This is a genomic window from Actinophytocola sediminis, assembly GCF_054779715.1.
The window spans coordinates 31276-55339 of sequence record NZ_BAAGXS010000017.1; the positions used below are offsets into that span (position 1 = coordinate 31276).

The 24064-nt window shown below is 71.6% G+C and carries 29 protein-coding genes; 15 read left to right on the top strand and 14 right to left on the bottom strand.

What is annotated here, in order from left to right:
* Window positions 1-21: 21 nt before the first annotated feature.
* Window positions 22-684, bottom strand: coding sequence for a class I SAM-dependent methyltransferase (locus ACYVIP_RS08980; protein WP_460394050.1), 663 nt, complete (start codon window positions 682-684; stop codon window positions 22-24).
* A complete protein-coding gene (locus ACYVIP_RS08985) occupies window positions 684-1973 on the bottom strand; it encodes an adenylosuccinate synthase (RefSeq protein WP_460394052.1) in 1290 nt (429 codons plus the stop codon). The genes ACYVIP_RS08980 and ACYVIP_RS08985 overlap by 1 nt, the downstream gene beginning before the upstream one ends.
* A gap of 78 nt (window positions 1974-2051) precedes the next feature.
* On the opposite strand from ACYVIP_RS08985, the gene ACYVIP_RS08990 reads away from it, so the two are divergent.
* Together ACYVIP_RS08990 and ACYVIP_RS08995 are read left to right on the top strand one after the other, a co-directional pair.
* On the top strand, window positions 2052-2726 hold the full coding sequence (locus ACYVIP_RS08990) for a hypothetical protein (protein WP_460394054.1): 675 nt from the start codon (window positions 2052-2054) through the stop codon (window positions 2724-2726).
* Between the two features lie 118 nt (window positions 2727-2844).
* Window positions 2845-3489, top strand: coding sequence for a GmrSD restriction endonuclease domain-containing protein (locus ACYVIP_RS08995; RefSeq protein WP_460394056.1), 645 nt, complete (start codon window positions 2845-2847; stop codon window positions 3487-3489).
* A 49-nt stretch (window positions 3490-3538) separates the two neighbouring features.
* Here ACYVIP_RS08995 and ACYVIP_RS09000 read toward each other — a convergent pair whose 3' ends face one another.
* The 3 genes from ACYVIP_RS09000 to ACYVIP_RS09010 all read right to left on the bottom strand — a co-directional run bounded on the left by ACYVIP_RS09000 (window position 3539) and on the right by ACYVIP_RS09010 (window position 6734).
* Window positions 3539-3946, bottom strand: coding sequence for a DUF3151 domain-containing protein (locus ACYVIP_RS09000; protein WP_460394058.1), 408 nt, complete (start codon window positions 3944-3946; stop codon window positions 3539-3541).
* A gap of 49 nt (window positions 3947-3995) precedes the next feature.
* A complete protein-coding gene (gene fbaA, locus ACYVIP_RS09005) occupies window positions 3996-5030 on the bottom strand; it encodes a class II fructose-bisphosphate aldolase (protein WP_460394060.1) in 1035 nt (344 codons plus the stop codon).
* 66 nt (window positions 5031-5096) lie between these two features.
* Window positions 5097-6734, bottom strand: coding sequence for an alkaline phosphatase D family protein (locus tag ACYVIP_RS09010; protein ID WP_460394062.1), 1638 nt, complete (start codon window positions 6732-6734; stop codon window positions 5097-5099).
* Window positions 6735-6849: 115 nt separating this feature from the next.
* Between ACYVIP_RS09010 and ACYVIP_RS09015 the strand changes: the two genes are divergently transcribed.
* Both ACYVIP_RS09015 and ACYVIP_RS09020 read left to right on the top strand, forming a co-directional pair.
* Complete coding sequence (locus ACYVIP_RS09015; protein WP_460394064.1) at window positions 6850-7755, top strand: short-chain dehydrogenase/reductase; 906 nt, start codon at window positions 6850-6852, stop codon at window positions 7753-7755.
* Between the two features lie 10 nt (window positions 7756-7765).
* Window positions 7766-8230, top strand: coding sequence for a pyridoxamine 5'-phosphate oxidase family protein (locus tag ACYVIP_RS09020; RefSeq protein ID WP_460394066.1), 465 nt, complete (start codon window positions 7766-7768; stop codon window positions 8228-8230).
* On the opposite strand, the gene ACYVIP_RS09025 is transcribed toward ACYVIP_RS09020, so the two are convergent.
* On the bottom strand, window positions 8213-8497 hold the full coding sequence (locus tag ACYVIP_RS09025) for a YciI family protein (RefSeq protein ID WP_460394068.1): 285 nt from the start codon (window positions 8495-8497) through the stop codon (window positions 8213-8215). The two genes, ACYVIP_RS09020 and ACYVIP_RS09025, sit on opposite strands and share 18 nt — an antisense overlap.
* Window positions 8498-8551: 54 nt before the next feature.
* On the opposite strand from ACYVIP_RS09025, the gene ACYVIP_RS09030 reads away from it, so the two are divergent.
* A complete protein-coding gene (locus ACYVIP_RS09030) occupies window positions 8552-9166 on the top strand; it encodes a SigE family RNA polymerase sigma factor (protein WP_460394070.1) in 615 nt (204 codons plus the stop codon).
* 4 nt (window positions 9167-9170) lie between these two features.
* On the opposite strand, the gene ACYVIP_RS09035 is transcribed toward ACYVIP_RS09030, so the two are convergent.
* Window positions 9171-9380 (bottom strand): hypothetical protein, encoded by a 210-nt coding sequence (locus ACYVIP_RS09035; protein WP_460394072.1) that lies wholly within the window; start codon window positions 9378-9380, stop codon window positions 9171-9173.
* A gap of 197 nt (window positions 9381-9577) precedes the next feature.
* Between ACYVIP_RS09035 and nagA the strand changes: the two genes are divergently transcribed.
* From nagA to ACYVIP_RS09050, 3 genes are all read left to right on the top strand, one after another.
* Window positions 9578-10714, top strand: a complete 1137-nt coding sequence (gene nagA / locus ACYVIP_RS09040; protein ID WP_460394074.1) for an N-acetylglucosamine-6-phosphate deacetylase — start codon at window positions 9578-9580, stop codon at window positions 10712-10714.
* A 10-nt stretch (window positions 10715-10724) separates the two neighbouring features.
* Window positions 10725-11051 (top strand): hypothetical protein, encoded by a 327-nt coding sequence (locus ACYVIP_RS09045; RefSeq protein ID WP_460394076.1) that lies wholly within the window; start codon window positions 10725-10727, stop codon window positions 11049-11051.
* A 62-nt stretch (window positions 11052-11113) separates the two neighbouring features.
* Entirely contained in the window at window positions 11114-11800 is a 687-nt protein-coding gene (locus ACYVIP_RS09050) for a DedA family protein (RefSeq protein WP_460394536.1), read from the top strand.
* A 16-nt stretch (window positions 11801-11816) separates the two neighbouring features.
* On the opposite strand, the gene ACYVIP_RS09055 is transcribed toward ACYVIP_RS09050, so the two are convergent.
* On the bottom strand, window positions 11817-13211 hold the full coding sequence (locus ACYVIP_RS09055) for an FAD-binding oxidoreductase (protein WP_460394078.1): 1395 nt from the start codon (window positions 13209-13211) through the stop codon (window positions 11817-11819).
* Window positions 13212-13330: 119 nt separating this feature from the next.
* Between ACYVIP_RS09055 and ACYVIP_RS09060 the strand changes: the two genes are divergently transcribed.
* The 4 genes from ACYVIP_RS09060 to ACYVIP_RS09075 all read left to right on the top strand — a co-directional run bounded on the left by ACYVIP_RS09060 (window position 13331) and on the right by ACYVIP_RS09075 (window position 16398).
* Window positions 13331-14311, top strand: coding sequence for an alpha/beta hydrolase (locus ACYVIP_RS09060; protein WP_460394080.1), 981 nt, complete (start codon window positions 13331-13333; stop codon window positions 14309-14311).
* Window positions 14312-14408: 97 nt separating this feature from the next.
* A complete protein-coding gene (locus ACYVIP_RS09065; protein WP_460394082.1) occupies window positions 14409-15086 on the top strand; it encodes a DedA family protein in 678 nt (225 codons plus the stop codon).
* Window positions 15087-15194: 108 nt separating this feature from the next.
* Window positions 15195-15602, top strand: a complete 408-nt coding sequence (locus ACYVIP_RS09070) for a VOC family protein (protein ID WP_460394084.1) — start codon at window positions 15195-15197, stop codon at window positions 15600-15602.
* 40 nt (window positions 15603-15642) lie between these two features.
* A complete protein-coding gene (locus ACYVIP_RS09075) occupies window positions 15643-16398 on the top strand; it encodes an SDR family oxidoreductase (protein ID WP_460394086.1) in 756 nt (251 codons plus the stop codon).
* Here the strand turns inward: ACYVIP_RS09075 and ACYVIP_RS09080 are convergent.
* Complete coding sequence (locus ACYVIP_RS09080) at window positions 16375-17541, bottom strand: glycoside hydrolase family 76 protein (protein ID WP_460394088.1); 1167 nt, start codon at window positions 17539-17541, stop codon at window positions 16375-16377. The two genes, ACYVIP_RS09075 and ACYVIP_RS09080, sit on opposite strands and share 24 nt — an antisense overlap.
* Before the next feature lie 79 nt (window positions 17542-17620).
* Here ACYVIP_RS09080 and ACYVIP_RS09085 point away from each other — a divergent pair, with 79 nt between their 5' ends.
* Window positions 17621-19819 (top strand): molybdopterin-dependent oxidoreductase, encoded by a 2199-nt coding sequence (locus ACYVIP_RS09085; RefSeq protein ID WP_460394090.1) that lies wholly within the window; start codon window positions 17621-17623, stop codon window positions 19817-19819.
* Between the two features lie 21 nt (window positions 19820-19840).
* Here the strand turns inward: ACYVIP_RS09085 and ACYVIP_RS09090 are convergent, their stop codons facing one another.
* The 5 genes from ACYVIP_RS09090 to ACYVIP_RS09110 form a co-directional block, all read right to left on the bottom strand.
* On the bottom strand, window positions 19841-20491 hold the full coding sequence (locus ACYVIP_RS09090) for a TrmH family RNA methyltransferase (RefSeq protein WP_460394092.1): 651 nt from the start codon (window positions 20489-20491) through the stop codon (window positions 19841-19843).
* Between the two features lie 10 nt (window positions 20492-20501).
* Entirely contained in the window at window positions 20502-20888 is a 387-nt protein-coding gene (locus ACYVIP_RS09095) for a DUF2784 domain-containing protein (RefSeq protein WP_460394094.1), read from the bottom strand.
* Between the two features lie 29 nt (window positions 20889-20917).
* Window positions 20918-21481 (bottom strand): orotate phosphoribosyltransferase, encoded by a 564-nt coding sequence (pyrE, locus tag ACYVIP_RS09100; RefSeq protein ID WP_460394096.1) that lies wholly within the window; start codon window positions 21479-21481, stop codon window positions 20918-20920.
* Window positions 21482-21511: 30 nt separating this feature from the next.
* Window positions 21512-22300, bottom strand: a complete 789-nt coding sequence (locus tag ACYVIP_RS09105) for an SDR family NAD(P)-dependent oxidoreductase (protein ID WP_460394098.1) — start codon at window positions 22298-22300, stop codon at window positions 21512-21514.
* 85 nt (window positions 22301-22385) lie between these two features.
* Complete coding sequence (locus tag ACYVIP_RS09110; protein ID WP_460394100.1) at window positions 22386-23093, bottom strand: type III secretion system chaperone family protein; 708 nt, start codon at window positions 23091-23093, stop codon at window positions 22386-22388.
* 135 nt (window positions 23094-23228) lie between these two features.
* On the opposite strand from ACYVIP_RS09110, the gene ACYVIP_RS09115 reads away from it, so the two are divergent.
* A complete protein-coding gene (locus ACYVIP_RS09115) occupies window positions 23229-23582 on the top strand; it encodes an ArsR/SmtB family transcription factor (RefSeq protein ID WP_460394102.1) in 354 nt (117 codons plus the stop codon).
* Window positions 23579-24061 (top strand): SRPBCC family protein, encoded by a 483-nt coding sequence (locus tag ACYVIP_RS09120; protein WP_460394104.1) that lies wholly within the window; start codon window positions 23579-23581, stop codon window positions 24059-24061. The genes ACYVIP_RS09115 and ACYVIP_RS09120 overlap by 4 nt, the downstream gene beginning before the upstream one ends.
* Window positions 24062-24064 lie beyond the last annotated feature (3 nt).

Consider the following 24064-nt stretch of genomic DNA (forward strand, 5'->3'; position numbering starts at 1 on the left):
TGGACGCAGCGAAGGGACCCTTCACTGCTTTTCGGCGAGCAGGTACAGGCGGGGGGACGGGTACTCGCCGGGGTAGGGCGGGCGTTGGTGGCGTTCCAGGACGGTGAGGCCGGCGGCGGTGACCATGGCGGTCAGCTCGTGCAGGTCGACCAGGGTGGTGCGGATCGACACGTCGTGGCCGAACCAGCCGTTCACGCCGGTCTCCCCGGCGCCGCCGTGGACGGCGACGAGCAGGAGCCCACCGGGTACCAGCGCCCGGCGAAGCTCCGCGAACGCCGCCGGCCATTCGGCGCGCGGCAGGTGGACCACCGAGTAGAACGCGACGATCCCGGCCAGTGCCTGGTCGTTGGCCGGCAGTTCGCGCAGGTCGCCGACCCAGAAGAGCAGGTCGGGGTTGCGCCGCCGGGCCTCGCCGACCGCCACCGGCGACAGGTCGATGCCCTCGACCCGCACGACGGTCTGGTCCAGCCGGTCGGCCAGGTAGCGGGTGACGTGCCCGGCCGGGCCGCAGCCGACATCAAGGATCGGGCCGAGTACCCGCCCGGACGCCGGCTGGGCGACCGCGTCGGCGAACGCGTCCAGCAGGTCACGGTCGAACGGTTTGCCGGACAGCTCATCGGCGAACGTGTCCGCGTAGTCCGCGGCCACGACGTCGTAGGTGTGCCTGATGTCCGGCCAGGTCATCAGCCGGTCATGGAGTGCCGCACGATGGTCTGCTCCCGGCCGGGACCGACGCCGACCGCGGAGATCCGCGCGCCGGACAGCTCCTCCAGACGCTCCACATAGGACTTCGCAGCCGCCGGCAGCTCGTCGAAGTCGCGGCACTGCGAGATGTCCTCCCACCAGCCGGGGAGCTCCTCGTAGACCGGGACCGCGTGGTGCACGTCGGTCTGGGTCATCGGCATCTCGTGGACGGTCTCGCCGTTGACCTGGTAGCCGACGCACACCGGGACCTTCTCCAGCCCGGAGAGCACGTCGAGCTTGGTGAGGAAGTAGTCGGTGATCCCGTTGACCCGCGCGGCATAGCGGGCGATCACCGCGTCGAACCAGCCGGTGCGCCGGGACCGCCCGGTGGTGACGCCGAACTCGCCGCCGGTCTTGCGCAGCCGCTCACCCATGTCGTCGTTCAGCTCGGACGGGAACGGGCCGGAGCCCACCCGGGTGGTGTAGGCCTTGAGGATGCCGATCACCGTGGTGATCCTGGTCGGCCCGATGCCAGAACCGGCACACGCGCCGCCCGAGGTCGGGTTGGACGAGGTGACGAACGGGTAGGTGCCGTGGTCCACGTCGAGCAGCGTGCCCTGCGAGCCTTCCAGCAGCACGGTCTCCCCGCGCTCGAGCGCCTGGTTGAGCAGCAGCCGGGTGTCGGCGATGCGGTGGCCGAACCGCTCGCCTGCCTCCAGGACCGAGTCGACGACCTGCTCGGGGTCCAGTGCCTTGCGGTTGTAGACCTTGACCAGCATCTGGTTCTTCAGGTCCAGCGCGGCCTCGACCTTCTGCCGCAGGATCTTCTCGTCCAGCAGGTCCTGGGCGCGCACGCCGACGCGGGAGACCTTGTCCTGGTAGGCCGGGCCGATGCCGCGGCCGGTGGTGCCGATCTTGGCCTTGCCGAGGTAGCGCTCGGTGACTTTGTCGATGGCCACGTGGTACGGCATGATCAGATGCGCGTCGGCGGAGATCAACAACCGGTCGGTGTCCACGCCGCGCCGCTCCAGCCCGGCGAGCTCGTCGAGCAGCACCGCGGGGTCGACGACCACGCCGTTGCCGATGACGTTGGTGACGCCCGGGGTGAGGATGCCCGAGGGGATCAGGTGCAGCGCGAAGTCCTGGCCGTCCGGCAGGACCACGGTGTGGCCGGCGTTGTTGCCGCCCTGGTAGCGCACCACCCACTGCACCTGCTCGCCGAGCAGATCGGTGGCCTTACCCTTCCCTTCGTCGCCCCACTGGGCGCCGATGAGCACGATGGCCGGCATGTGATTCTCCCGGGGTTCCGCAGGACACGTTTCTGAGGGCGAAACGCCGGTGATTGAGCGTAGACCAGGAGGCGGCGGATGGGCGCACTGATACTGGGTTGTGGCGCCGCGTCCACCAGCGATGACTGGCCGAAACTCACGTCGGCCAGCGGATCCGACGTTCGGGAGATCCCCGCCACACCGGGCAAATCGGACGTGGATCCGCTGATCAAAGGACATCCTGGCGACCGGGTCGTGGTCCACGGCGGCGACGCCGACCTCGCGGCCGTGGTGCTGCGCCTGCTGCGCCTGGCCAGGTTGGACCTGGTCGTCGGGTACGTGCCGGTGGTCGCGTCCTCCCCGGTCACCCGGCGGTGGGCGCTGCGCGCGGACCGGGTCGGCGGCGCGCTCACCGGGTCGGTCCTGCCGGTCCCGCTGATCCGGGACGACCTCGGCGGGGTGCTGCTGGGGTTGGGCGTGCTCGCCCCCGCCAACGGCCCGGTCAACGGCACCGTCTACTGCGACGACGAGGTGGCGCTGCGCGGGGCGGCCAGGGCGGTCGAGGTGGCGCCGGACCTCGATGGCGGGCCGGGGTTGTCGGTCACCGTGGTGCGCAGGTCGCTGCTTGGCCAGCGCCGCGCCACGCTGACCGGGCGGGCGGCGCAGTTCGGTGGCGCCGAGGTGGTCCCGGTGCGCGACGGGGTCGCCCACCCCCGGCCGGTGACCCGCTGGACCTGGTACCGGCACACCGACGACCTGCGGATTTGCCGGTAACCCGTTCGGCCCACGCCGAAGGTCGGGACTTCCTCTTACCTACCTTGGACTCGTTTCGCGCGGCCACCTCCGTGCCGCACAGTCGATGCGGCTGATCTCGTCCCAACACGGAGGCGTCATGCTCACGAAGTCGGGGAAAGTTCGGGTCTTCGGTGCGTCATTACTGCTGGCCGCGGGTGCCGCGGTCGGCTTCGGGGGTGGGATCGCCAACGCGATCCCGCCGGGCATTCCGGACGCGGCGACCGCGCGTGCCGAACTGGCCGAGCTGACCGTGGCGCCGGACGGCTCGATGGACGGCTACGACCGGGACCTGTTCCCGCACTGGTCCACGGTCGAGGGCAGCTGCAACACCCGCGAGACGGTGCTGGCACGCGACGGGGAGAACGTCGAGGTCGGCACGGACTGCCAACCGACGTCGGGCAGTTGGACCAGCCCCTACGACGGGGACACCTGGACCGCGCCGTCGGACGTGGACATCGACCACATGGTGCCGTTGGCGGCGGCGTGGCGCAGCGGCGCGGCCGACTGGACCACCGCCGAGCGCGAGGCGTTCGCCAACGACCTGTCCTCGCCGCAGCTGTGGGCGGTGACCGACAACGTCAACCAGTCCAAGGGCGACCAGACCCCGGACACCTGGCAGCCACCGCTCGCGTCGCACCACTGCGAGTACGCCCGGTCGTACACGCACGTGAAGCACGTGTACGACCTGACCGTGAACTCCGCGGAACAGGGCGCGCTGTCGGACATGCTCGCGACCTGCTGAGCGGTCGCGAATGTTGGACTCGCGAGTCGGGAACGTTGGACTCGCGGGGTCAGCGGTTCGGGGCGTCGGGGGCCGAGTCGGTGAGGAACTGGGTGCAGCGGGCGTGCTCCTCGGCCTCGCCGATGGCCTCGGCGGCGTCGGCGAGGGCGCCGAGGGCGCGGAGGAAGCCCTGGTTGGGGCGGTGGGCCCAGGGAATCGGGCCGTGGCCCTTCCAGCCGGCGCGGCGGAGCTGGTCGAGGCCGCGGTGGTAGCCGGTGCGGGCGTAGGCATAGGCGGCGACCGGGTTGTTCTCCGACAGCGCCAGCTCGGCCAGCGCGGCCCAGCCCTCGCTGAAGTCCGGCCACTGGGTGACGACCTTCGCCGGGTCGGTGCCCGTCTCCATGGCGGCCTGTGGCTCGGGGCGGTCCGGTAGCTGGGTCGCGGGCGGACCGCCGAACAAGTTCTCCTGCAGCGTCATGCCCACCATCCTGCCCGACGCCACCAACGGCGCCGGGCAGGCGCGGCACTCAGCCGGCCAGCATGCGGCCGGTGGACTTCAGGTGCTCACAGGCCTGGGTGATGCGCGCGGCCATGCTCTGCTCGGCCGCCTTGAGGTAGCTGCGCGGGTCGTAGGCCTTCTTGTTGCCGACCTCGCCGTCGATCTTCAGCACGCCGTCGTAGTTGGCGTACATGTGCCCGGCGACCGGGCGGGTGAAGGCGTACTGGGTGTCGGTGTCGATGTTCATCTTCACCACGCCGTAGGACAGCGCCTCGTGGATCTCCTCCAGCAGCGAGCCGGACCCGCCGTGGAAGACCAGCTCGAAGGGCTTGGAGCCCGGCTTGAGCCCCAGCTTCTCGCTCACCACGTCCTGGCCGCGCTTGAGCACGTCGGGGCGCAGCTTCACGTTGCCCGGCTTGTACACGCCGTGCACGTTGCCGAAGGTCGCGGCCAGCAGGTAGCGGCCCTTGTCCCCGGAGCCGAGCACGTCGACGGTCCTGGTGAAGTCGCCCTCGGCGGTGTACAGCTTCTCGTTGATCTCGTGGGCGACGCCGTCCTCCTCGCCGCCGACGACCCCGATCTCGACCTCGAGGATGATCCTGGCCTTGGCCGCCGCGTCGAGCAGCTCGGCCGCGATGGTCAGGTTCTCGTCCAGGTCGATCGCGGAGCCGTCCCACATGTGCGACTGGAACAGCGGCTCCTTGCCGGCGGCCACCCGTTCCTGGGACAGCGCGATCAGCGGCCGGACGAAGCCGTCGAGCTTGTCCTTGGGGCAGTGGTCGGTGTGCAGGGCGATGTTCACCGGGTACTTGGCGGCGACCACGTGCGCGAACTCGGCGAGCGCGACCGAGCCGGTGACCATGTCCTTGACCTTGGTGCCGGAGGCGAACTCGGACCCGCCGGTGGAGACCTGGACGATTCCGTCGCTCTCCGCCTCGGCGAAGCCGCGCAGCGCGGCGTTGAGCGTCTCGGACGAGGTCACATTGATGGCGGGAAACGCGAACTCGTTCGCCTTCGCCCGGTCCAGCATCTCGGCGTAGACCTCGGGTGTGGCGATGGGCATCGGTACGTCCTCCTCGGGGCTGGACAGGGGCGACGGCGCAATCCTACGACCCGCTTCTGAAACGAGTCAGCGAGCCGATTCCCCACCGATCGGCGACCACACCCGCGCCACCCGCTGGGTGCCCGCGCGCACCCGGTAGGACCTGGCGTAGGACACCGCGCTGGCCGGATCCGCCCGGTTGGCCACGAAGTACCAGTCCATCTGCGCGCCCGCCGGGGTCACCTCCAGCACCGAGGCGCCGTGCGAGTCCACCTCGACCCACTTGATGTGCCGGTTCAGCGTGGTCAGCGCGCCCTCGACGACAGGACCGATCGTCCTGGGCGGCACGCCCGCGATGTCGTCGATGTTGTCCGAGGACACCGACGTGCACACGAACTCGGTGGCCACCGACGGCGACAACGGGTAGAGCCCGGCGTCGCGCGGCACGTCCGACGCCCAGGACGAGTGGATGTCACCGGTGAGGAACACGGTGTCCCGCACGTCGTTGTCCGCGATGGTGGCCAGCAGCCCGCGCCGGTCGGCCGCGTAGCCGTCCCACTGGTCGGGGTTGATCACCCCACCCTCCCGGGGCAGCCCGAGCAGTTCGAGCAGCGGGCCGAGCAGGTCGGCGGGCAGCGGCGGCACCAGCAGCGGCGCGATCATCACCGAGTTGCCGACGAGCTTCCACTGCGCGCCGCTGTCGACCAGCCCCTGCCGCAGCCAGGCCAGTTGCTCGGCGCCGGCCAGCGTGCGGTTCGGGTCGTCGACGCCGCCGTCGAACGCGGGCACCTGCTGGGACCGGTAGCTGCGCAGGTCGAGCATGCTGATCTCGGCGAGCAGCCCGAAGCGCAGCCGCCGGTAGAGCCGGTCGCCATCGGCGCGCACCGGCATCCACTCGAAGTAGGCCTGGTGCGCGCGGGCGCGGCGGGCCGCGTAGTCGCCCTCGGTCGCCGGCTGGTGGTTCTCCGCGCCGCCCGACCAGGCGTCATTGGCCACCTCATGATCATCCCAGGTCGCGATGAAGGGACAGGCGGCGTGCAGCGCGCGCAGGTGCTCGTCGGTCTTGTACTGGGCGTGGCGGCGGCGGTAGTCGGCCAGCGAGACCATCTCGTTGGCCGGCTCGTGCTGGCGCACGCCGTCGGCGGCCGCGCCGTACTCGTAGAGGTAGTCGCCGAGGTGCAGCACGGCGTCGAGGTCGCCACGCTGCGCCAGGTAGCGGTAGGCGGCGAAGTGGCCGTGCTGCCAGTTCGAGCAGGAGACCACGCCGAAGCGCAGCCGGGACACCGCGGCCGTCGGCGCCGGGGCGGTGCGGGTGACCCCGGCCGCCGAGACGGTGCCGCCGAGGTGGAAGCGGTAGTGGTAGGTGGTCGCCGGGGCGAGGCCGGTGGCGTCCACCTTCACGGTGTGGTCGCGCTCCGGCCTGGTGCTGACCGTGCCGGCGCCGACGACCGAGGCGAACGCCGGGTCGGTGGCGATCTCCCAGCCGACGGCCACGGTCGGGCCGACGCCGGAGCCGGGGGTGGCCTCGGGGGTGGGGGTGACCCTGGTCCAGAGCAGGACCGCGTCCGGCAGCGGGTCACCCGAGGCGACGCCGTGGCCGAAGACCGGGTCGGCCGCCGCGGCCGAGGGCGTGGCGGCGGCCAGTGAGCCACCCATGACGGTACCGACGGTGGCCACACCGGAGGCCTTGAGCAGGGATCGACGGTCGAGCAGGGGATCAACCATGTCTCCGCATCCTGGTTGACGAAGACCCTTCGCCATACAGCCATTTGCCACCTACTCGAAGTAGGTTACTCATGGTAAGTTCGCCTCGACGGGTGCTCTTCGAGGAGGCGAGCGGATGTTCGGCCAGCAGCGAGACGTGCGGGGACAGGTCGTGTTGATCACCGGCGCGGCCAGGGGGATCGGCGCGGGCGTGGCCAGGGACCTCGCCGGGCGCGGCGCGCGGGTCGCCCTCGTCGGTCTCGAGGCCGACGAGCTGGCCGGCGTCGCCGCCGAGTGCGGGCCAGACGCCGGGCACTGGGAGGCCGACGTCACCAGCTGGGCCGACCTGGAGCGGGCGGTCGCCGGCGTGGTCGAGCGCTACGGCCGGATCGACGTCGTGCTGGCCAACGCGGGCATCGCGGCCACCGGGTTCACCCGCTCCATCGACCCGGCGGCCTTCGAGCGGGTGATCGACGTCGACCTGCTCGGCGTGTGGCGCACGGTCCGGGTCACGCTGCCCCACCTGATCGCCAGCAAGGGCTACGCGATGCTGGTCTCCTCGGCCGCGGCCATCGCGCATATCCCGGGCAACGCGGCGTACTCGGCGGCCAAGGCCGGCGTGGAGGCGTTCGCGAACGCGCTGCGCGCCGAGGTGCGCCATCTCGGCGTCGACGTCGGCGTGGTGCACCCGAGCTGGATCTCGACCGACATGGTCGACAGCGTGGAGGCCCACCCGGTGTTCGGCCCGGTGCGCGCGGCCGACCGGGGCTTCGCCAGCCGGAAGTACCCGCTGTCGCTGGCCGTCGACCTGATCAGTGCCGGGATCCGCACCCGGTCACGGGCGGTGCACGTGCCCGGCTGGGTCGGCGTGCTGAAGCTGTTCCGCGCGCTGGTGCCCAGGGTCATCGAGCTGGCCGCGCGCCGGTTCGTGCCGGCGGCCGACCGGGCGGCGATCAAGGACATCGAGGACCGCGGCGCGGCGGAGGCCAGCATGGTCGGCCCGGGCGCGCGGGCCGCCGCCAGGAGCGCGACCACCCGGTAACCTGCCAGCCATGTCCCGGCGCACGCAGATCAGGATGACAGCGGCCGAGGTCGAGGCGTTCGTCGGCGAGGGCACGGTCGCCAACATCGCGACCGTCGGCCAGAACGGACGGCCACACCTGGTGCCGCTGTGGTATGTCCCCCGCGGCAGCGGCCTGGCCACCTGGACCTATGCCAGCTCCCAGAAGGCCAAGAACCTGCTGCGGCAGCCGACCGCGACGGTGCTGATCGAGGACGGCGAGCGCTACGACCAGCTGCGCGGCGTGTCGATGGAGTGCGACGTCGAGCTGATCGACGACCTCGAGCAGGTGGCGCGCATCGGCATCGAGCTGACCAGCCGCTACAACCAGAACCAGGAGATCGCCACGGCGGCCACCCAGTTCGTCCGGGTGCAGGCGGCCAAGCGGGTCGGGTTGCTGTGCACGCCGACGAAGGTGGTCAGCTGGGACCACCGCAAGCTAGGCGGCACCTACTGACCCGAGCACGACCTTCCACTCGTTGATCGTGCGCCCGGCCGCCACACCGGCGGCGGTGTAGGGGTCCTCGGCGAGCAGCCGGTCGAGCTCGGCCCGGTCGGCGACCTGGTAGATGGCGAACCCGCCGGAGTCGTCGGCCCACGGCCCGGCAGCGGCCACCAGCCCTTGGTCGACGAGCGTCTGCAGGAACTCCCGGTGCTTGGGCCGCGCGGCCGTGAGCGTCTCCCGGTCCTGCGTGTACGTGGTTTCGACGGTGAACCAGACCATGTGCGCAGGCTACTGGCGCTGTCGGTCAAATCCGATCACCGGTACGGTTCACGCGTGGCAGGGGACGGTCAGGGTGGTATCGGGAGCAGTGCCGAGCGCAGTGCCGAACGCAGTGTCGAACGCACGCTCGGGCACCTGCGCGCCATCGACACGGGCAGTTTCGCCGTCCCCGGCAGGGAACCGGCGCCGCTGACCCTCGAGGACCTCTACCGCACCCACCGGATGCGGCTGGTGCGGCTGGCGGTGCTGCTGGTCGACGAGCCGGCCACCGCCGAGGACGTGGTGCAGGAGGCGTTCACCGGCCTCTACCGCAACTGGGGCAACCTGCGCGACGCGGCCGCGGCGCTGGGCTACCTGCGGACCGCGGTGGTCAACGGCTCCCGCAGCGTGTTACGCCGCCGCAAGACCGCCCGCGAGTACACCCCACCCCACCAGGTCAACGCCCGGTCGGCGGAGAGCCTGGCGATGCTGACCGCCGAGCACCAGTCGGTGGTGCGGGCGCTGTCCCAGCTGCCGCCCCGGCAGCGGGAGGTGCTGGTGCTGCGCTACTACGGCGACCTGTCCGAGGCGGAGATCGCCGAGGCGGCCGGGATCTCCAAGGGCACCGTGAAGTCGACGGCCAGCCGCGCGCTCGACGCCCTGCAGAAGATCATGGGCCAGCCGCACTAGTGGGTCAGACCGGCGGCAGGAAGCCGGTCAGCCAACCGGCGTCCTCGCTCTCACCACAGAGCGGACAGGGCACCTCGACCATGCCGCCCGGCGCCCGGTCCACCCAGATCGTGCCGCTGCCGGCGAGGACCATCGGCCGGATGCTGCCCGACGGGTCGCGGTACTGCGTGACCTGCCGGCAGCCCTGGCACGCCGTCCGAATGCTCTCGGCCATCGGTTCACCCACCCCGATCTGCCGCGCTGGGAACCCGCGTCCCACCATAGCGCCAACCAGGAACCGGCATCCCGGACACCGAGGCGGATGTTAGCGGCCACCTAGTTGGATTGATATCTTGTGAATCATCCCCATGCGGTGCGCAACCGCTATGGTATAGACCAATGACAGTCGGCGGCGGTTCAAGGGGTGTGGCGATGGCTGCGCAGCTCATCACCGGGGGCAGGGTGGCGACGCCGGACGGCGTGCTCGATCCCGGTTGGGTGCTCGTGGACGGCGGCGCGATCAGCGCCGTCGGCACCGGCGAGCCACCGGCCGCCGCGCGGGTGACCGACGCCACCGGCCAACTGGTCGTCCCCGGCTTCGTCGACCTGCACTGCCACGGCGGTGGCGGCGCCGCGTTCACCAGCACCGACCCCGCCGACGTCCGGCACGCCGCGGCCACCCACCGCCGCCACGGGACCACCACCATGCTCGCCAGCCTGGTCTCCCGGCCGATCCCGGAACTGGTCGAACAGATCGCCACGCTGCGTGAGCTGGTCACCGACGGGCTACTCGCCGGGGTCCACCTCGAGGGCCCGTTCCTGTCCTCGGTCCGCTGCGGCGCGCACGAACCGACCGTGCTGCGGCCCCCGGACGCCGCGTCGGTCGACACGCTGCTGGCCGCCGGCCGGGGCGCCATCCGCGTGGTCACCATCGCCCCCGAGCTCGACGGCGCGGTGTCCGCGGTGAAACGCCTGGTCGACGCGGGGGTGATCGCCGCGATCGGGCACACCGACGCGCTCGCCGAGGACGTCGTGCCGGCGGTGGACGCCGGCGCGAGCATGGCCACCCACCTGTTCAACGGCATGCGGCCGCTGCACCACCGCGAGCCGGGGCCCATCGGCACCCTGCTGGACGACGAGCGGGTCACCGTCGAGCTCATCTGCGACCTGGTCCACCTGCACCCGACCGTGCTGCGGCTGGCCGCGCGACACGCCGGGCGTGGCCGGACCGTGCTGATCACCGACGCCATCGCGGCGGCGGGCGCCGGCGACGGCACCTACGACATCGGCGGACTCGAGGTCCAGGTCACCGACGGGGTGCCGACGCTCACCACCGACGGCTCGCTGGCCGGCAGCACGCTCACCATGGACGCCGCCTTCCGCAACGCCGTGCACAGCTGCGGGCTCGGCGTGCTGGACGCGGTCACGGCCACCGCCACCCGGCCGGCCGAACTGCTCGGTCTCGGCCAGGTGACCGGGCGGATCGCCCCCGGCATGGCCGCCGACCTGGTGTTGCTCGACGACACCCTGCACCCGCGTGCCGTCCTGGCGCGGGGCGAGTGGGTATAACGTCGGACAGGTGACCGAGGACCAGGAACGGCTGGTCGCCGAGGCGCTGCGCGCGCACGCGGCGCGCACGTCGCTGCCGACCGGACTGAGCGCCGGACCGTTCACCGAGGCCAGCCAGGGCAACGGCCAGCTACTCAGCGGCTACGGACTGCTGTCCGGCTCCGGGGTGGCGCTGCCGCCCCCGATCCCAGAACCCACCGTGCGCGACCCGTCGGCAACCGAGGACACCAGCCGGATCGACGGCGACACCGGCATCGCCGTCGGCTGGATTCTGCTGCTCGCGCTGCTCCTCGGCCTGGCCGCGGGCGCGGTCGTCGGGCTGGTAACCCTTCTATAGCGGTATCTAGCGGTTCGGTTACCTTGTGCGGTGTGACGATTGCCGCCGCCACCGCCAACGTGATGTCCGTCCTGCCCTCGTGGTTGGATCCCGAAACCATCCTGCGGGGGCTCGGCCCGTTCCTGCTGCCCGGCCTGTGCCTGATCATCTTCGCCGAGTGCGGGCTGCTGATCGGCTTCTTCCTGCCCGGCGACTCGCTGCTGTTCACCGCGGGCATGTTCGCGGCCACCGGCGTGATCGACGCCGAACTGTGGCTGGTGTGTGTGCTGCTCACGGTGTGCGCGTTCGTCGGCAACGTCTGCGGCTACTGGATCGGGGTGAAGGCGGGGCCCGCGATGTTCCGCAAGGAGAACTCCAAGCTGTTCAAGCGGGAGTACGTGGACAAGACCCACGAGTTCTTCGAGAGGTACGGCGCGCGGGCGATCATCCTGGCCCGCTTCGTGCCGATCGTGCGCACCTTCATCACCGCCATCGCCGGCGTCGGCCGGATGGACCCGAAGAAGTACTTCGTCTACTCGGCCATCGGCGGCGTGCTCTGGGCGACCGGGGTGACCTTGCTCGGCGCGCTGCTCGGCCAGGTCCCGTTCATCCGCGACAACATCGACCTGATGCTGGTCCTGATCGTGGTGTTGTCGATCGCACCGATCGTCTTCGAGGTCGTCAAGGCGCGGCGGGAGAAGAAGCGGCTCACCCAGGCCGCGGTCGAGACCGCGGCCGAGACGACCACCGAGATCAACCGCCTTCTCTGACCCGTCAGGCGACCGGTCAGGCGAGGTCGAACATCGACCCGGGGTTGAACAGGTGCTCCGGGTCGAGCGCGGCCTTGATGGCGCGGTGCGTGCGCAGGCCGATCGGGCCGATCTCCTTGGCCAGCCACTCGCGCTTGATCTTGCCGATGCCGTGCTCGCCGGTCACCGTGCCGCCAAGCGACAGGCCGACCGCGAGGATGTCGTTGAACGCCCTGGTCGCCCGCTCGAACTCGGACGCCGAGGTCGGGTCGTAGATGATCGTCGGGTGCATGTTGCCGTCGCCGGCATGCCCGACCACCGCGACCCGCAGCCCGACCTCGGCGCTGATCCGCTCACACCCGGCGATCAGGTCGGCGATCTTCGTGCGCGGCACGCACACGTCGTCGGTCATCCAGGTGCCGTACTCCTCCAGCGCCATCAGCACCGCGCGCCGCGCGGCCAGCAGCAGCTGGCCCTCCGCCAGGTCGAAGGTCGAGTGCACCAGGTCGGCACCGGTGTCCTGGCAGACCTGCTCGATCGCGCTCAGCTCGCGCCTGGCCTGCTCGCCGCCGGCGTCGGACTGGCACAGCAGCAGCGCCGCGCATCCCTTGCCGGCGCCGAGCTCGGTCTTCAGATGCGCCTCGACGGCCTCGATCGAGGTCGCGTCCATGATCTCCATCAGCGACGGCACGATGCCCTCGCGCACCACCCGGCTGACCGCCGCACCCGCGGCCGCCACCGAGGAGAACGCGGCGACCAGCGTGCCCGGCGCCTGCGGTAGCGGCCGGAGCGCGAGCGTCGCCCTGGTGATCACGCCGAGCGTGCCCTCGCTGCCGATGAACAGCTTGGTCAGGTCGTAGCCGGCGACGCCCTTGACCGTGCGCCGGCCGGTGCGCAGCAGCTCACCGTCGGCGAGCACGACCTCCAGGCCGAGCACCGAGTCGGTGGTGACGCCGTACTTCACACAGCACAGCCCGCCGGCGTTGGTGGACAGGTTGCCGCCGATGGTGCACCAGTCGTAGCTGGACGGGTCCGGCGGATAGAACAGCCCGTGCTTCTCCACCGCGCCACGCAGGTCGAGGTTCACCACGCCCGGCTCGACCACGGCGAGCCGGTTGTCCGGGTCGACCTCGACGATCGCGTTCATCCTGGTGGTGACCAGCACGACGCAGCCGTCGATGGCGTTGGCCGCGCCGGACAGCCCGCTGCCCGCGCCGCGCGGCACGATCGGCACCTTCGCCTCGGCGCACGCCCGGACCACGGCCGCCACCTGGGCCGCGTCGCTCGGCAGCACGACGGCCAGCGGCGATCCGTGGGGCGCCAACGGCATCATGTCGCGGCGGTAGCTGCCGGTCACGTCCGGATCGACCAGCACCCCGTCGGTGCCGAGCACGTCGGTCAGGGTCCCCAACAAGGCGTTGTCGGTGCGCACAGTCCCAACCGTACGACACTTCAGTTGCCGAACCGAGACGTTGGTGTGGACTTACCGTGCCTCCAGCAGGACCGGTAATCCTTTAACGTCGATGGTGAGTCGGCCGGGAGGTGTTCGCGATGACGCGACCGCACGTCGCTGGCCCGGTGCCGGTCACGCCAAGCGTGCAGAGCCGCGCGCTGGCCCAGCTGCTGATGACCAGCCTGCGCCCACTCGGCGACCTACTGCGGATCACCAGCAACCCGGCGCTGCGTATGGTCCGCGAGGCCTTCGACACCGTCGGGCTGACCCCGCTGCCCCGCGGCACCCGGATCACCGACGTGGCCGACGGCGACCCCGGCGGCCAGTGGATCTCCGGCCGGGGCGCCGACCGGAGCGCGGGCATCATCCTGTACCTGCACGGTGGCGGCTTCGCGTTCGGCTCGCGGCGCACCCACCGGCACTTCGTCGCCGCGCTGTCGGCGGCCACCGGTCGCCCGGCCTTCCTCGCCGACTACCGGCGCGCGCCCGAGCACCCGTTCCCGGCCGCGGCCGACGACGTGCTGGCCGCCTACCGCTGGCTGCTCGGCGCCGGGTACGACCCCGCCGAGATCGTCGTGATGGGCGACTCAGCCGGCGGGCACCTGGTCGCCTGCCTGCTCGCCGACCTGTCCCGCCGGCGGCTGCCGATGCCGGCCGCCGCCGTGCTGTTCTCCCCGTTCCTCGACCTGACCTGCGCGCAGGTCGACGAGCGGGACGCCATCCGGCGGGACCCGTTCGTGCCGCCGGCACGGGCGCGGGAGTGCGGGCGCACCTACGCCGGCGAGCACCCGACCAGCCACCGGCGACTCGACGTGCTGCGCGCGCCGAAGCGGCGGTGGCCGCCGGTACTGATCCAGGTCGGCGACACCGAGTGCCTGCTCGGCGACTCCGAGCGGCTGGCCGAGGGCATCCTGGCCGATGGCGGGACGTGTGAGCTACAGATCTGGCCGGGACAGGTCCATGTCTTTCCGGCGTTCTATCCGGTACTCCCGGAGGGTCGCGCGGCCATCCGATATGTGGGCGCCTACGCCAGGGGCAGCGGGCTGATCAGCCCCGCGGCGTTGGCGACTGCCGGGTGACCCGCGGGTGATCTCCGGCACAACAAACACCCGGCCAACCCGTGAATAGGTCCGGTTATCGGGATAACAGCCGATCGGGCAACGTAACCTACACGGCGTGTCCATCGATTTCGCCGCGACGAGCGCCCTCTCATCGGGCGTGCTCGCGTCGGCTGGACCGGTCATGGTGTGGGTCATCGTGCTCGGGTTCGTGTTCACCGAGTGCGCGTTCATCGTCGGGCTGTTCCTGCCAGGTGACTCCCTGCTGTTCGCCGCGGGCGTGGTGCTCGCCCAGCACGACAACGAGCTGAGCGCGTGGCTGCTGTCGATCGCCGCCACCCTCACCGCGGTCGTGGGCAACCTGGTCGGCTACTACATCGGACACAAGACCGGCAACGCGCTGGTCGCGCGGCGCGGCGGCCGGGTGCTCAACCAGCAGAACCTGACCAGGGCCCAGGAGTTCCTGGACCGCAGGGGGTTCTGGGCGATCGTGCTCGCCCGCTGGATCCCGTGGATCCGCACCCTCGCGCCGCTCATCGCGGGCGCGGCGAACATGGACCGCCGGCGGTTCGTGCTGGCCACCTCCATCGGCGGCCTCGCGTGGGTGCCGACGCTGGTACTGGTCGGCTACTACGCCGCGGGCATCATCGAGGGCCACCCCTGGCTGACCGCGGTCGCGCTGTGGGGCAGCATCGCGTTCTTCCTGGTCGGCACGCTCTGGGGCGTGCTGCGCTACCGGCAGGAGATGCACCGGCCGGTGGAGACCGAACCGGTCAGCGCGAACATCGGTGACTGAGCGTCGGGTCTCGGCCTGCAAAAGATCCAATAACGGCCGCCGAATAGTCACTCTTCTGCGGCAGTATGGCGGAGTCGGCCCCGCCCGAACGGGCCCGGAAGGACTCTGATGCCCACGTTGACCGGCGTACACCATGTCGCCCTCACCGTGACCGACGTCGATCGCAGCGAACCGTGGTACGAGCGGGTGCTGGGGTTCGAGACCATCGGTCGCGACGACGACATCAACGGTCGGCGCAAGGTGTACTTACGAGGGCCGGGTTTCGGCATCACGCTGACCCTGGTGCAACACCCCGACGCGGACCGCTCGCTGTTCGACGAGCGGCGGCCGGGGCTGGACCACCTGTCCTTCAGCGTGCCCAACAACACCTGCCTGCGCGAGTGGACCGACCGGCTCACCGAGCACGGCGTGACGTTCTCCCCGATCTCCGAGGAGCAGTCGGCGCCGGGCACCGAGGTCATCGCCCTGCGTGACCCGGACGGCATCCAGCTCGTGCTCTGGGCCCGCGAGGTCTAGCGGCTGACCGGCCCCGCCGGCCGGGTGCGACGATGCCCGAGTGAACGATGGTGCTGGGGTGCTCGTGGTGACCGGGGGCGGTCGCGGGATCGGTGCGGCGGTGTGCCGGCTGGCCGCGGCACGCGGCTACGACGTGGTGGTCAACTACGCCTCGGACTCCTCGGCGGCGCACGGCGTGGTGGCCGACATCGAGGCGGCGGGCGGCCAGGCGGTCGCGGTCGGCGGGGACGTGTCCGACGCCGGCGACGTGGTCCGGCTGTTCGACGCCGCCGCGGCGCGTGGCCGGCTGACCGGCCTGGTCAACAACGCCGGGATCACCGGCAACACCCCCGGCCGGCTCGACGAGCACGACGCCGAGGTGGTGCGCCGGGTGCTGGACGTGAACGTGACCGGGGTGTTCCTGTGCGCCCGCGAGGCGGTCCGCCGGCTGTCGACCAGGTACGCCGGGCGCGGCGGGGCGATCGTCAACGTGTCGTCGACCGCGGCCCATCGCGGTTCTCCCGGCGAGTGGGTGCCGTACGCGGCGAGCAAGGCGGCGGTCGAGACGCTGACCCTCGGCCTGGCCAAGGAGGTGGCGGCCGAGGAGATCCGGGTGAACGCCGTCGCCCCCGGCCTGGTGCACACCGACCTGCACGCGGCGGCCGGCATGCCCGACCGCCCTGGACGCCTGGCCTCGGTGATCCCGATGGGCCGGGCCGGTCAGCCGGCGGAGATCGCCGAGGGCATCGTGTGGCTGCTCTCGCCGGCGGCCTCGTTCGTCACCGGCGCCGTGCTACCGATCAGCGGCGGATTCTGACCCTTCGGCCACCCGCTCCAGCATCGCCGCCGCCTCGACCACCATCCAGCCCGACAGCTGCACCGACAGGTCCCGCTCGGTGCGTCGGTGCCGGGGCGAACGCGGCTCCTGCGCGGGCTGGGACCACTCCGGGCCGAACAGCGGACCGCCCCTGGCCAGCGCGCGGTTGCGCCACGCGGCCTGCGCCGAGGCCAGCACGATCCGCTCGGCCACCGCGCCCGCCGGCGAGTCCAGCTCCCGCAACCGGACCGCGGCCAGCGCCAGGTACCGGGTGAGGATCCCGGCGAACAGCCCACCGTCGCCACCGCCCCGGCCACGCAGCACGTCGTCGTCGACCAGGTGTGCGGCCACCGCGCGGATCGTGCGCTCCGCGCGGGCCACCCACACCCCGGAGGTGTCCCCGTCGGCCAGCTCGACACAGGCGCCGAGGAACACGCCCTGGCAGTAGGTGTAGACGGTCTGCACGACATCCCGGACCGAGCCGTCCGCCTCGACGTAGAGCCCGTCCCACAGCAGGCCGGTCGCCGGGTCCACCAACAGCTCGTCCATCCACGCGGTCAGCGACCGCGCCCGCTGCCGGTCGGTCCGCTCCCCGCCCACCTCGGCCCACCTGGCGAACAGGATCGCCGCCGGGCCGTTGGCCGGCACGTTCTTGAAGGTGTCGTCGCGCCGCCACCAGATCCCGCCGCCGGCGTGGTCGGTCCAGCCGGCGCGCAGCTGGGCGGTGATCCTGGTCAGCGGACCGCGGACGGGCACACCCTCGCACTCGTGCGCGCGCAGCAACGCGAGCCCGAGCCAGGCGACGTCGTCGTAGTAGGAGTTGGTCCAGGCACCGAAGTTACGCAGCCGGATGCCCCGCACCAGCCGGTGGATGGTCGCCGCCCGGCCGGGGTTGGGCTGGCGGTACTGGGCGTCGACCACACAGTCCAGCAGGTGCGCCTGCCACCAGTAGTTCCAGTGGGTGTGCACCTTCTGCCGCGCGCTCGCCGGCCAGCCGCTGACGCCAAGCCGGGTGCCGGGCAGCGCCAGGACGCGGCGCAGATGACGGGTGAGCACGGCCCGCTCGGCGACCGCGGCGCGGGCGGCCCACAGCGACGGGGACGCCGAGGTGGCGTCCTCCGCGTAGTCGGCTCGTTGGCTCACTTCTCCATAGTCACGGCTTTATCGGTACCGATGTGTCCGCCGAGCGGGTGAAGTGACCGTCCTGTGTAACAGTTGGTATATGCGTACCGTAGCCGTGACCTGTCCGTTGTGTGAGGCCACGTGCGGCCTCGAGGTGACCATCGACGCCGACCGGGTCTCCCGGGTCCGCGGCGACGCCGGTGACGTGTTCTCCCGGGGCTTCGTGTGTCCGAAGGGCGTGTCGCTTGGCGCGCTGCACCACGACCAGGACCGGCTGCGCGCACCGCTGGTCAAGCGGGACGGTGAGTTCGTCGAGGTGTCCTGGGACGAGGCGTTCGCCGAGATCGACCGACGGCTGCCGCCACTGCTGGCCGAGCACGGCCGGGACGCGGTCGCGATCTACGCCGGCAACCCGTCGGTGCACAACTCGTCGACCGCGCTGTACGGTCCCGCGTTCTACAAGGCGGTCGGCACGAAGAACTTCTACTCCGCGAGCACCGTCGACCAGCTGCCGAAACACTTCTCGGCCGGCTACATGTTCGGCCACCCGATGACCATCCCGGTGCCCGACATCGACCGGACGACGTACCTGCTGTTGCTTGGCGCGAACCCGTTGGTGTCCAACGGCAGCCTGATGACCGCGCCGGACGCCCGCGGCCGGTTACGCGGGATCCGCGAGCGCGGCGGCCGGCTGGTGGTCGTCGACCCGAAGCGGTCCCGGACCGCCGAGCAGGCCGACGAGCACCACGCGATCCGCCCGGGCACCGACGCGCTGCTGCTGTTCGCCATGGTCAACGTGTTGTTCGCGGAGGATCTGGTCGCGCTTGGCGACCTGGCGGCGCACGTCGTCGGGGTCGAGCAGGTGCGCGCGCTGGCCGAGCCGTTCACCCCGGCCGCGGTCGCGCCGGCCACCGGCCTGGACGCCGAGGTGATCACCCGGCTGGCCCGCGAGCTGGCCGGCGCCGAGCGGGCGGCGGTGTACGGCAGGCTGGGCACCACCACCCAGTCGTTCGGCACGCTGGCGAGCTGGCTGGTCGACGTGCTGAACGTGTTGACCGGCAACCTCGACCGGGTGGGCGGGGCGATGTTCCCGCTGTCGGCGGCCGGTCAGGCCAACGCCCGGCGGGGGCCGAGGCGGCCGTGGACCTCCGGGCGCTGGCGCAGCCGGGTCCGCGACCTGCCGGAGGTGCTCGGCGAGCTGCCGGTGGCCACGCTCGCCGACGAGATCCTCACCCCCGGGCCGGGTCAGGTCCGCGCGCTGGTGACCGTGGCCGGCAACCCGTGCCTGAGCACCCCGAACGCCGGCCGGCTGGCCGAGGCGTTGGCACAGTTGGACTTCATGGTGTCGCTGGACGTGTACCTGAACGAGACCAGCCGGCACGCCGACGTGATCCTGCCAGGGCCGACGCCGCTGGAGCGCCCGCACTACGACGTGGTGCTCTACCAGCTGGCGGTGCGCAACGTGGCGAACTGGACCCCGGCCCCGATGCCGACCGAGCTGCCCCAGGAGTGGCAGACCCTGTTGCGGCTGACCGGGATCGTGACCGGCATGGGCCCGAACGCGGACCTGGACGCGCTGGACGACTTCGTGGCCGCCGAGGCCGCCAAGCGGGCCGGGGTGGCGCCGGTCGCCGGTCGCACCGGGCCGGCGCGGCTGATCGACCAACTGCTGCGCGCCGGACCGTACGACCTGACGCTGGCCGACCTGGAGGCCGCGCCGCACGGGGTGGATCTCGGGCCGCTCACGCCCCGGCTGCCGGACGTGCTGTCCACCGCGAGCGGGCGGGTGGAGCTGGCGCCGGCGGCGATCGTGGTGGACGTGCCTCGGTTGCGCGCGTCGCTGGACGTGGTGCCCAATGGGCAGTTGGTGCTGGTCGGGCGCCGTCAGCTCGGGTCGAACAACTCGTGGATGCACAACGTCGAGCCGCTGGTCCGGGGCAGCAACCGGTGCACCGCGCAGGTGCACCCGACCGACGCCGAGCGGCTCGGGCTGCGGGACGGCGCGCTGGCGGTGGTGCGGTCGCGGGCGGGCAGCCTGCGGGTGCCGGTGGAGGTGACCGACGCGATCCGGCCGGGGGTGGTGAGCATTCCGCACGGTTGGGGGCACGATGTCGACGGTGTTCGGGGCGCGGTCGCCAGGGCACATGCCGGGGTGAACTCGAACCTGCTGACCGACGACACCGACCTCGACGCGCTGTCCGGAACGGCGGTGCTGAACGGGATCCCGGTGGAGATCGAGGCGCTGGCCCCGGTGGGAGCGGCCCCGACTCCGGCCGCGGCCGCACCGGCGGCCGGCTGACGGGAGCGTTGGACTCGCGGGTTACCAGGCGGTGGTGGGGTCGGCGTGTTGGCGGATCCAGGTGTGCATGACGATGCCGGCCGCGACGCCCGCGTTGATGGAGCGGGTGGAGCCGAACTGGGCGATGGACACGACCAGGTCGGCGGACTTGTGCGCGGGCGGGGTCAGGCCGGGGCCTTCCTGACCGAACAGCAGCACGCAGCGGCGGGGCAGTTCGGTGGTCTCGATCGGGGTGGCGCCGGGGGTGTTGTCCACGGCGACCACGGCCAGCGACTCGGCGGTGGCGAAGGCCAGCAGCGCGTCGACGTCGGGGTGGTGCTCGATGTGCTGGTAGCGGTCGGTGACCATGGCCCCACGCCGGTTCCAGCGGCGGCGGCCGACGATGTGCACCGCCCGCGCGGCGAACGCGTTCGCCGTGCGCACCACGGTGCCGATGTTGTGGTCGTGGCCGAAGTTCTCGATCGCCACGTGGAAGTCGTGCCGGCGCAGGTCGAGGTCGGCCACCACGGCGGCCCGCCGCCAGTACCGGTAGGCGTCCACCACGTTGCGCCGGTCGCCGGCTTCGAGCAGGGCGGGGTCGTAGCGTTCGTCGGTCGGCCACTGCCCAGGCCACGGGCCGACCCCGACCGGCTCCCCGAACTCCCATTCGGTCGGCCCGGCCTCCTCGGTCACCGGACCACCGTCACGAAGCCACCGGCTCCACCGTCTCCGCGCCCGCCACGCGCCGGCGCCACCGCACGTACACCCCGACGTAGGACACGACCAGCAACACGACCGCGCCGACCGCGACCACCGGCAGCAACGGCCGTGGGATCAGGTCGCCGTAGATGTAGTACTCGTTGAACCCGCCGGGCAGCGGCCCAAGGCCCTGCTGTGCCCGGAAGTAGTCCTCGATCGCCGTCCACGGGCAGGCGATCGGCAACAGGTTGACCGCGACGCCCCACAGCGCGAAGAACACGTGCACGAAGATGCTCTTCGGCCAGCGCCACGCGAGGAAGCCGCCGAGGCCGATGTAGAGCAACGCCGCGAAGTGCACCCCGGCGGTGAGGTTCGCTAGAAACCCGGCCATATGCCAACGGTACCCGCTGAAAGAGCGGCTCAGAGCCCCAGGTCGGACAGTCCGAGCAGGGGGCGGTAGGGCAGCCCGCGCGCCTCGATCACCTCGCGCGCACCGGTGTCCCGGTCGACCACGGTGGCCACGCCGATCACCGTCGCGCCCGCCTCGGTGAGCGCGTCGACCGCGGTCAGCGGGCTGTTGCCGGTGGTCGTGGTGTCCTCGACGACCAGCACCCGCTGGCCGGCCACCTCGATGCCCTCGATCCGCCTGCGCATCCCGTGTTCCTTGGCGGCCTTGCGCACCACGAACACGTCGAGCACCTCACCGGCGGCCGCGGCGGCGTGCAGCATCGCGCCGGCGACCGGGTCCGCGCCGAGGGTCAGCCCACCGGCGGCGACATAGTCCCAGTCGGCGGTGAGCTGGCGCAGCAACCGGCCGATCAACGGCGCCGCCGCGTGCTGCAGCGTGGCGCGCCGCAGATCGACGTAGTAGTCGGCCTCCTTGCCGGAGGAGAGCACGACCTTGCCGCGCACCACGGAAAGCTCGCTCACCAACCGAGCGAGCTCGCCCTTGGCCGTCAGGTCAACACTTGGAGCTGTCCGCACAGGTCAGAACCCTCTCACACCGGCCGGGGGTCAGGTTCGGGCGCGCCCGGATCCGGACGAGGTGCCGGTCTCCAGCCTGCGCAGCAGCCCGACGGGCAGCAGCCGGGGCAGAATCAGCACAGCCTTGTAGAGCAGGCCGGGCACCACACGGCTACGGCCGCGGCGCAGTGCGCGCAGCGCGTCGGCGGCCACCCGGTCGGCGTTGAGCCAGACCTGGTCGGGCAGGTTGTCCTTGGTGTCGTCGCCGATGCGCTCGTGGAACTCGCTGCGGGTGAGGCCGGGCACCAGGGCCAGGATGCGCACGCCGGTGCCGGCCAGGTGCGCGGCGATGCCCTCGGAGAAGGCCGTCACCCACGCCTTGGAGGCACCGTAGGTCGGGCCGGTGCCGGGGAAGTACCCGGCGACGCTGGACACGTTGATCACCCCGCCGTGCCCGCGGGCGATCATGCCGGGCAGCGCGGCCCTGGTCAGCCGGAGCACCGTGGTGACGTTCACGTCCAGCTGCGCCTGCAGGTAGTCCATGTCGGCATCGGCGAAGGACTCCTGGCTGCCGAAACCGGCGTTGTTGACCAGCAGGTCGATCGGCTTGTCGGTGTCGGCTAGCCGCTCCTCGACCCGCTTGCGGGCCCGGTTGGTCGACAGGTCGGCGACCATCGGCAACACCTCGACACCATGGGCCGACGACAGCTCGGCCGCCACCTCCCGCAGCCGCTCCTTGGTGCGGGCGACCAGGACCAGGTCGTATCCGTCCGCGGCGAGCTGACGGGCGAAGGCGAACCCGATCCCGGCCGTCCCCCCGGTGACGAGCGCTGTAGGCATGTGAACACGGTAGTACGCAGCGAAGGGTCCCTTCACCGCGCCCAGTGCAGCGAAGGGACCCTTCACTGCGGTGCGGCGTCGGCCGTCAGTCCTGGCGTTCGCCGTGGCGGCCGGTCGGCTCGTGTTCGCCGACGGGGTCGACCTCGGCGTCGAAGGGGTCGATCACGTCGGCCACCTCGCCGATCCCGCGCAGCAGCCGCTCCAGCCGCGACGGGCTGGCGTGCGGGGCGACCCCGGCCAGTACCCAGCCGTTCTCGATCCAGGTCACCGCGATGTCCGCGCCGATCTCCTCGGTGGCGTCGACCAGGTCCGGGGTGATCAGGCCGCTGGCCGCGGTCAGGTCGGAGACGAACGCGTAGCGCTGGCCGATCGGCCCGAGCAGCTCGGGCATGTGCTCGCGCTGGAACGGGGCGCTCGGCAGCCACAGCTCGACCACGGCCGGCAGCACCCGCCGGCACTGCACCGCGGCGATGACCGCGGTTGTCCGGCCGCCGCTGTCCAGGTCGAACACGTACACCCGGCGGCGGCCGTCGGCGGTGAAGGTCGAGCCGGCGACCACGTCCCGCGCGGTCACGTCCTTGGCGCCACCGCCGTGGAAGGCGATCGCGCCACCCGTCCACTGGGTGGGCAGCAGTTGGTCGGCGTCGGCGAACTGCCAGCCGCGCAGCGCGGCCCAGCGCCGGCGCTCCCGGTTGCGGGAGGTCAGCCGAGCGCGGTCGCGGAGCAACATCGCGGCGCCGGCGACCCCGGCGGCCACGGCCACGACGAACCACACCCATGCCGGTATGCCCACGGGGAGAGCGTAGTGGGCCATCGCTCTCCGCCAAGATCACCGTCCCCGGCGCGCCTTTGACAACCAGTTGGTTGACAACGCTGCTAACGTCTTACACAACCAAATGGTTGATAAAGAAACGGCAGGTAGTGGCCCATGTCAGACGATCGGCTCTCCCAGGTCTTCGCCGCCCTGGCGGACCCGACCCGGCGCGACATCGTCGCCAGACTCACGGAGCGTGACGCCACCGTCGCGCAGCTGGCCGAGTCGTACGACGTGTCGGTCCAGGCGGTGTCCAAGCACGTGAAGGTGCTCCAGGACGCCGGTCTGGTGAGCCGGACCCGGGACGCGCAGCGCCGGCCGTGCCATCTGGAAGCCGAGGTGTTCGACCTGATGACCAAGTGGATCGAGCGCTACCGCCAGCAGGCGCAGGAGCGGTTCCGCCGCCTCGACGCCGTGCTCGCCGAAGACCCGTCAAACCAACGACCGGCACAAGGAGCAGCATCATGACCGTGAAGAACGAGCACGAGACCACCATCGAGGCCGACCAGGCGCTGCCGGTGATCCGGATCGTGCGCGAGTTCGACGCCCCGCCCGCGCGGGTGTTCGCGGCGTTCACCGACCCGGAGCTGTTCACCCGCTGGCTCGGCCCGACCACCACCTCGGTGCGCCTGGACGACTGGCAGGCCCACAGTGGCGGCAGCTACCGGTACACGATGCTGGACAACGGGCAGGAGCTGGTGACCTTCTGGGGTTCCTTCCACGAGGTCCGCTCGCCGGACCGACTGGTGCAGACCCAGTCGATGGCGGGCATCGGCGACGGCGCGGTGCTGAACACGCTGACCTTCACCGACCTCGGCGACGGGCGCACCCGGCTCACCGACGAGACGCTGTGCGAGAACTTCGCCGGCCGGGACGCGATCCTGGCCAGCGGCATGGCGCAGGGCGTGGTCGCCGGCTACCGCAAGCTCGACGAACTGCTGTCCTGACCA

Excerpts from the sequence above, each read along its gene's own strand:
- ACYVIP_RS08980 (WP_460394050.1), bottom strand. The coding sequence starts at position 684 with ATGACCTGGCCGGACATCAGGCACACCTACGACGTCGTGGCCGCGGAC.
- ACYVIP_RS08985 (WP_460394052.1), bottom strand. The coding sequence starts at position 1,973 with ATGCCGGCCATCGTGCTCATCGGCGCCCAGTGGGGCGACGAAGGGAAG.
- ACYVIP_RS08990 (WP_460394054.1), top strand. The coding sequence starts at position 2,052 with ATGGGCGCACTGATACTGGGTTGTGGCGCCGCGTCCACCAGCGATGAC.
- ACYVIP_RS08995 (WP_460394056.1), top strand. The coding sequence starts at position 2,845 with ATGCTCACGAAGTCGGGGAAAGTTCGGGTCTTCGGTGCGTCATTACTG.
- ACYVIP_RS09000 (WP_460394058.1), bottom strand. The coding sequence starts at position 3,946 with ATGACGCTGCAGGAGAACTTGTTCGGCGGTCCGCCCGCGACCCAGCTA.
- fbaA (WP_460394060.1), bottom strand. The coding sequence starts at position 5,030 with ATGCCCATCGCCACACCCGAGGTCTACGCCGAGATGCTGGACCGGGCG.
- ACYVIP_RS09010 (WP_460394062.1), bottom strand. The coding sequence starts at position 6,734 with ATGGTTGATCCCCTGCTCGACCGTCGATCCCTGCTCAAGGCCTCCGGT.
- ACYVIP_RS09015 (WP_460394064.1), top strand. The coding sequence starts at position 6,850 with ATGTTCGGCCAGCAGCGAGACGTGCGGGGACAGGTCGTGTTGATCACC.
- ACYVIP_RS09020 (WP_460394066.1), top strand. The coding sequence starts at position 7,766 with ATGTCCCGGCGCACGCAGATCAGGATGACAGCGGCCGAGGTCGAGGCG.
- ACYVIP_RS09025 (WP_460394068.1), bottom strand. The coding sequence starts at position 8,497 with ATGGTCTGGTTCACCGTCGAAACCACGTACACGCAGGACCGGGAGACG.
- ACYVIP_RS09035 (WP_460394072.1), bottom strand. The coding sequence starts at position 9,380 with ATGGCCGAGAGCATTCGGACGGCGTGCCAGGGCTGCCGGCAGGTCACG.
- nagA (WP_460394074.1), top strand. The coding sequence starts at position 9,578 with ATGGCTGCGCAGCTCATCACCGGGGGCAGGGTGGCGACGCCGGACGGC.
- ACYVIP_RS09050 (WP_460394536.1), top strand. The coding sequence starts at position 11,114 with ATGTCCGTCCTGCCCTCGTGGTTGGATCCCGAAACCATCCTGCGGGGG.
- ACYVIP_RS09060 (WP_460394080.1), top strand. The coding sequence starts at position 13,331 with ATGACGCGACCGCACGTCGCTGGCCCGGTGCCGGTCACGCCAAGCGTG.
- ACYVIP_RS09070 (WP_460394084.1), top strand. The coding sequence starts at position 15,195 with ATGCCCACGTTGACCGGCGTACACCATGTCGCCCTCACCGTGACCGAC.
- ACYVIP_RS09085 (WP_460394090.1), top strand. The coding sequence starts at position 17,621 with ATGCGTACCGTAGCCGTGACCTGTCCGTTGTGTGAGGCCACGTGCGGC.
- ACYVIP_RS09095 (WP_460394094.1), bottom strand. The coding sequence starts at position 20,888 with ATGGCCGGGTTTCTAGCGAACCTCACCGCCGGGGTGCACTTCGCGGCG.
- ACYVIP_RS09105 (WP_460394098.1), bottom strand. The coding sequence starts at position 22,300 with ATGCCTACAGCGCTCGTCACCGGGGGGACGGCCGGGATCGGGTTCGCC.
- ACYVIP_RS09115 (WP_460394102.1), top strand. The coding sequence starts at position 23,229 with ATGTCAGACGATCGGCTCTCCCAGGTCTTCGCCGCCCTGGCGGACCCG.
- ACYVIP_RS09120 (WP_460394104.1), top strand. The coding sequence starts at position 23,579 with ATGACCGTGAAGAACGAGCACGAGACCACCATCGAGGCCGACCAGGCG.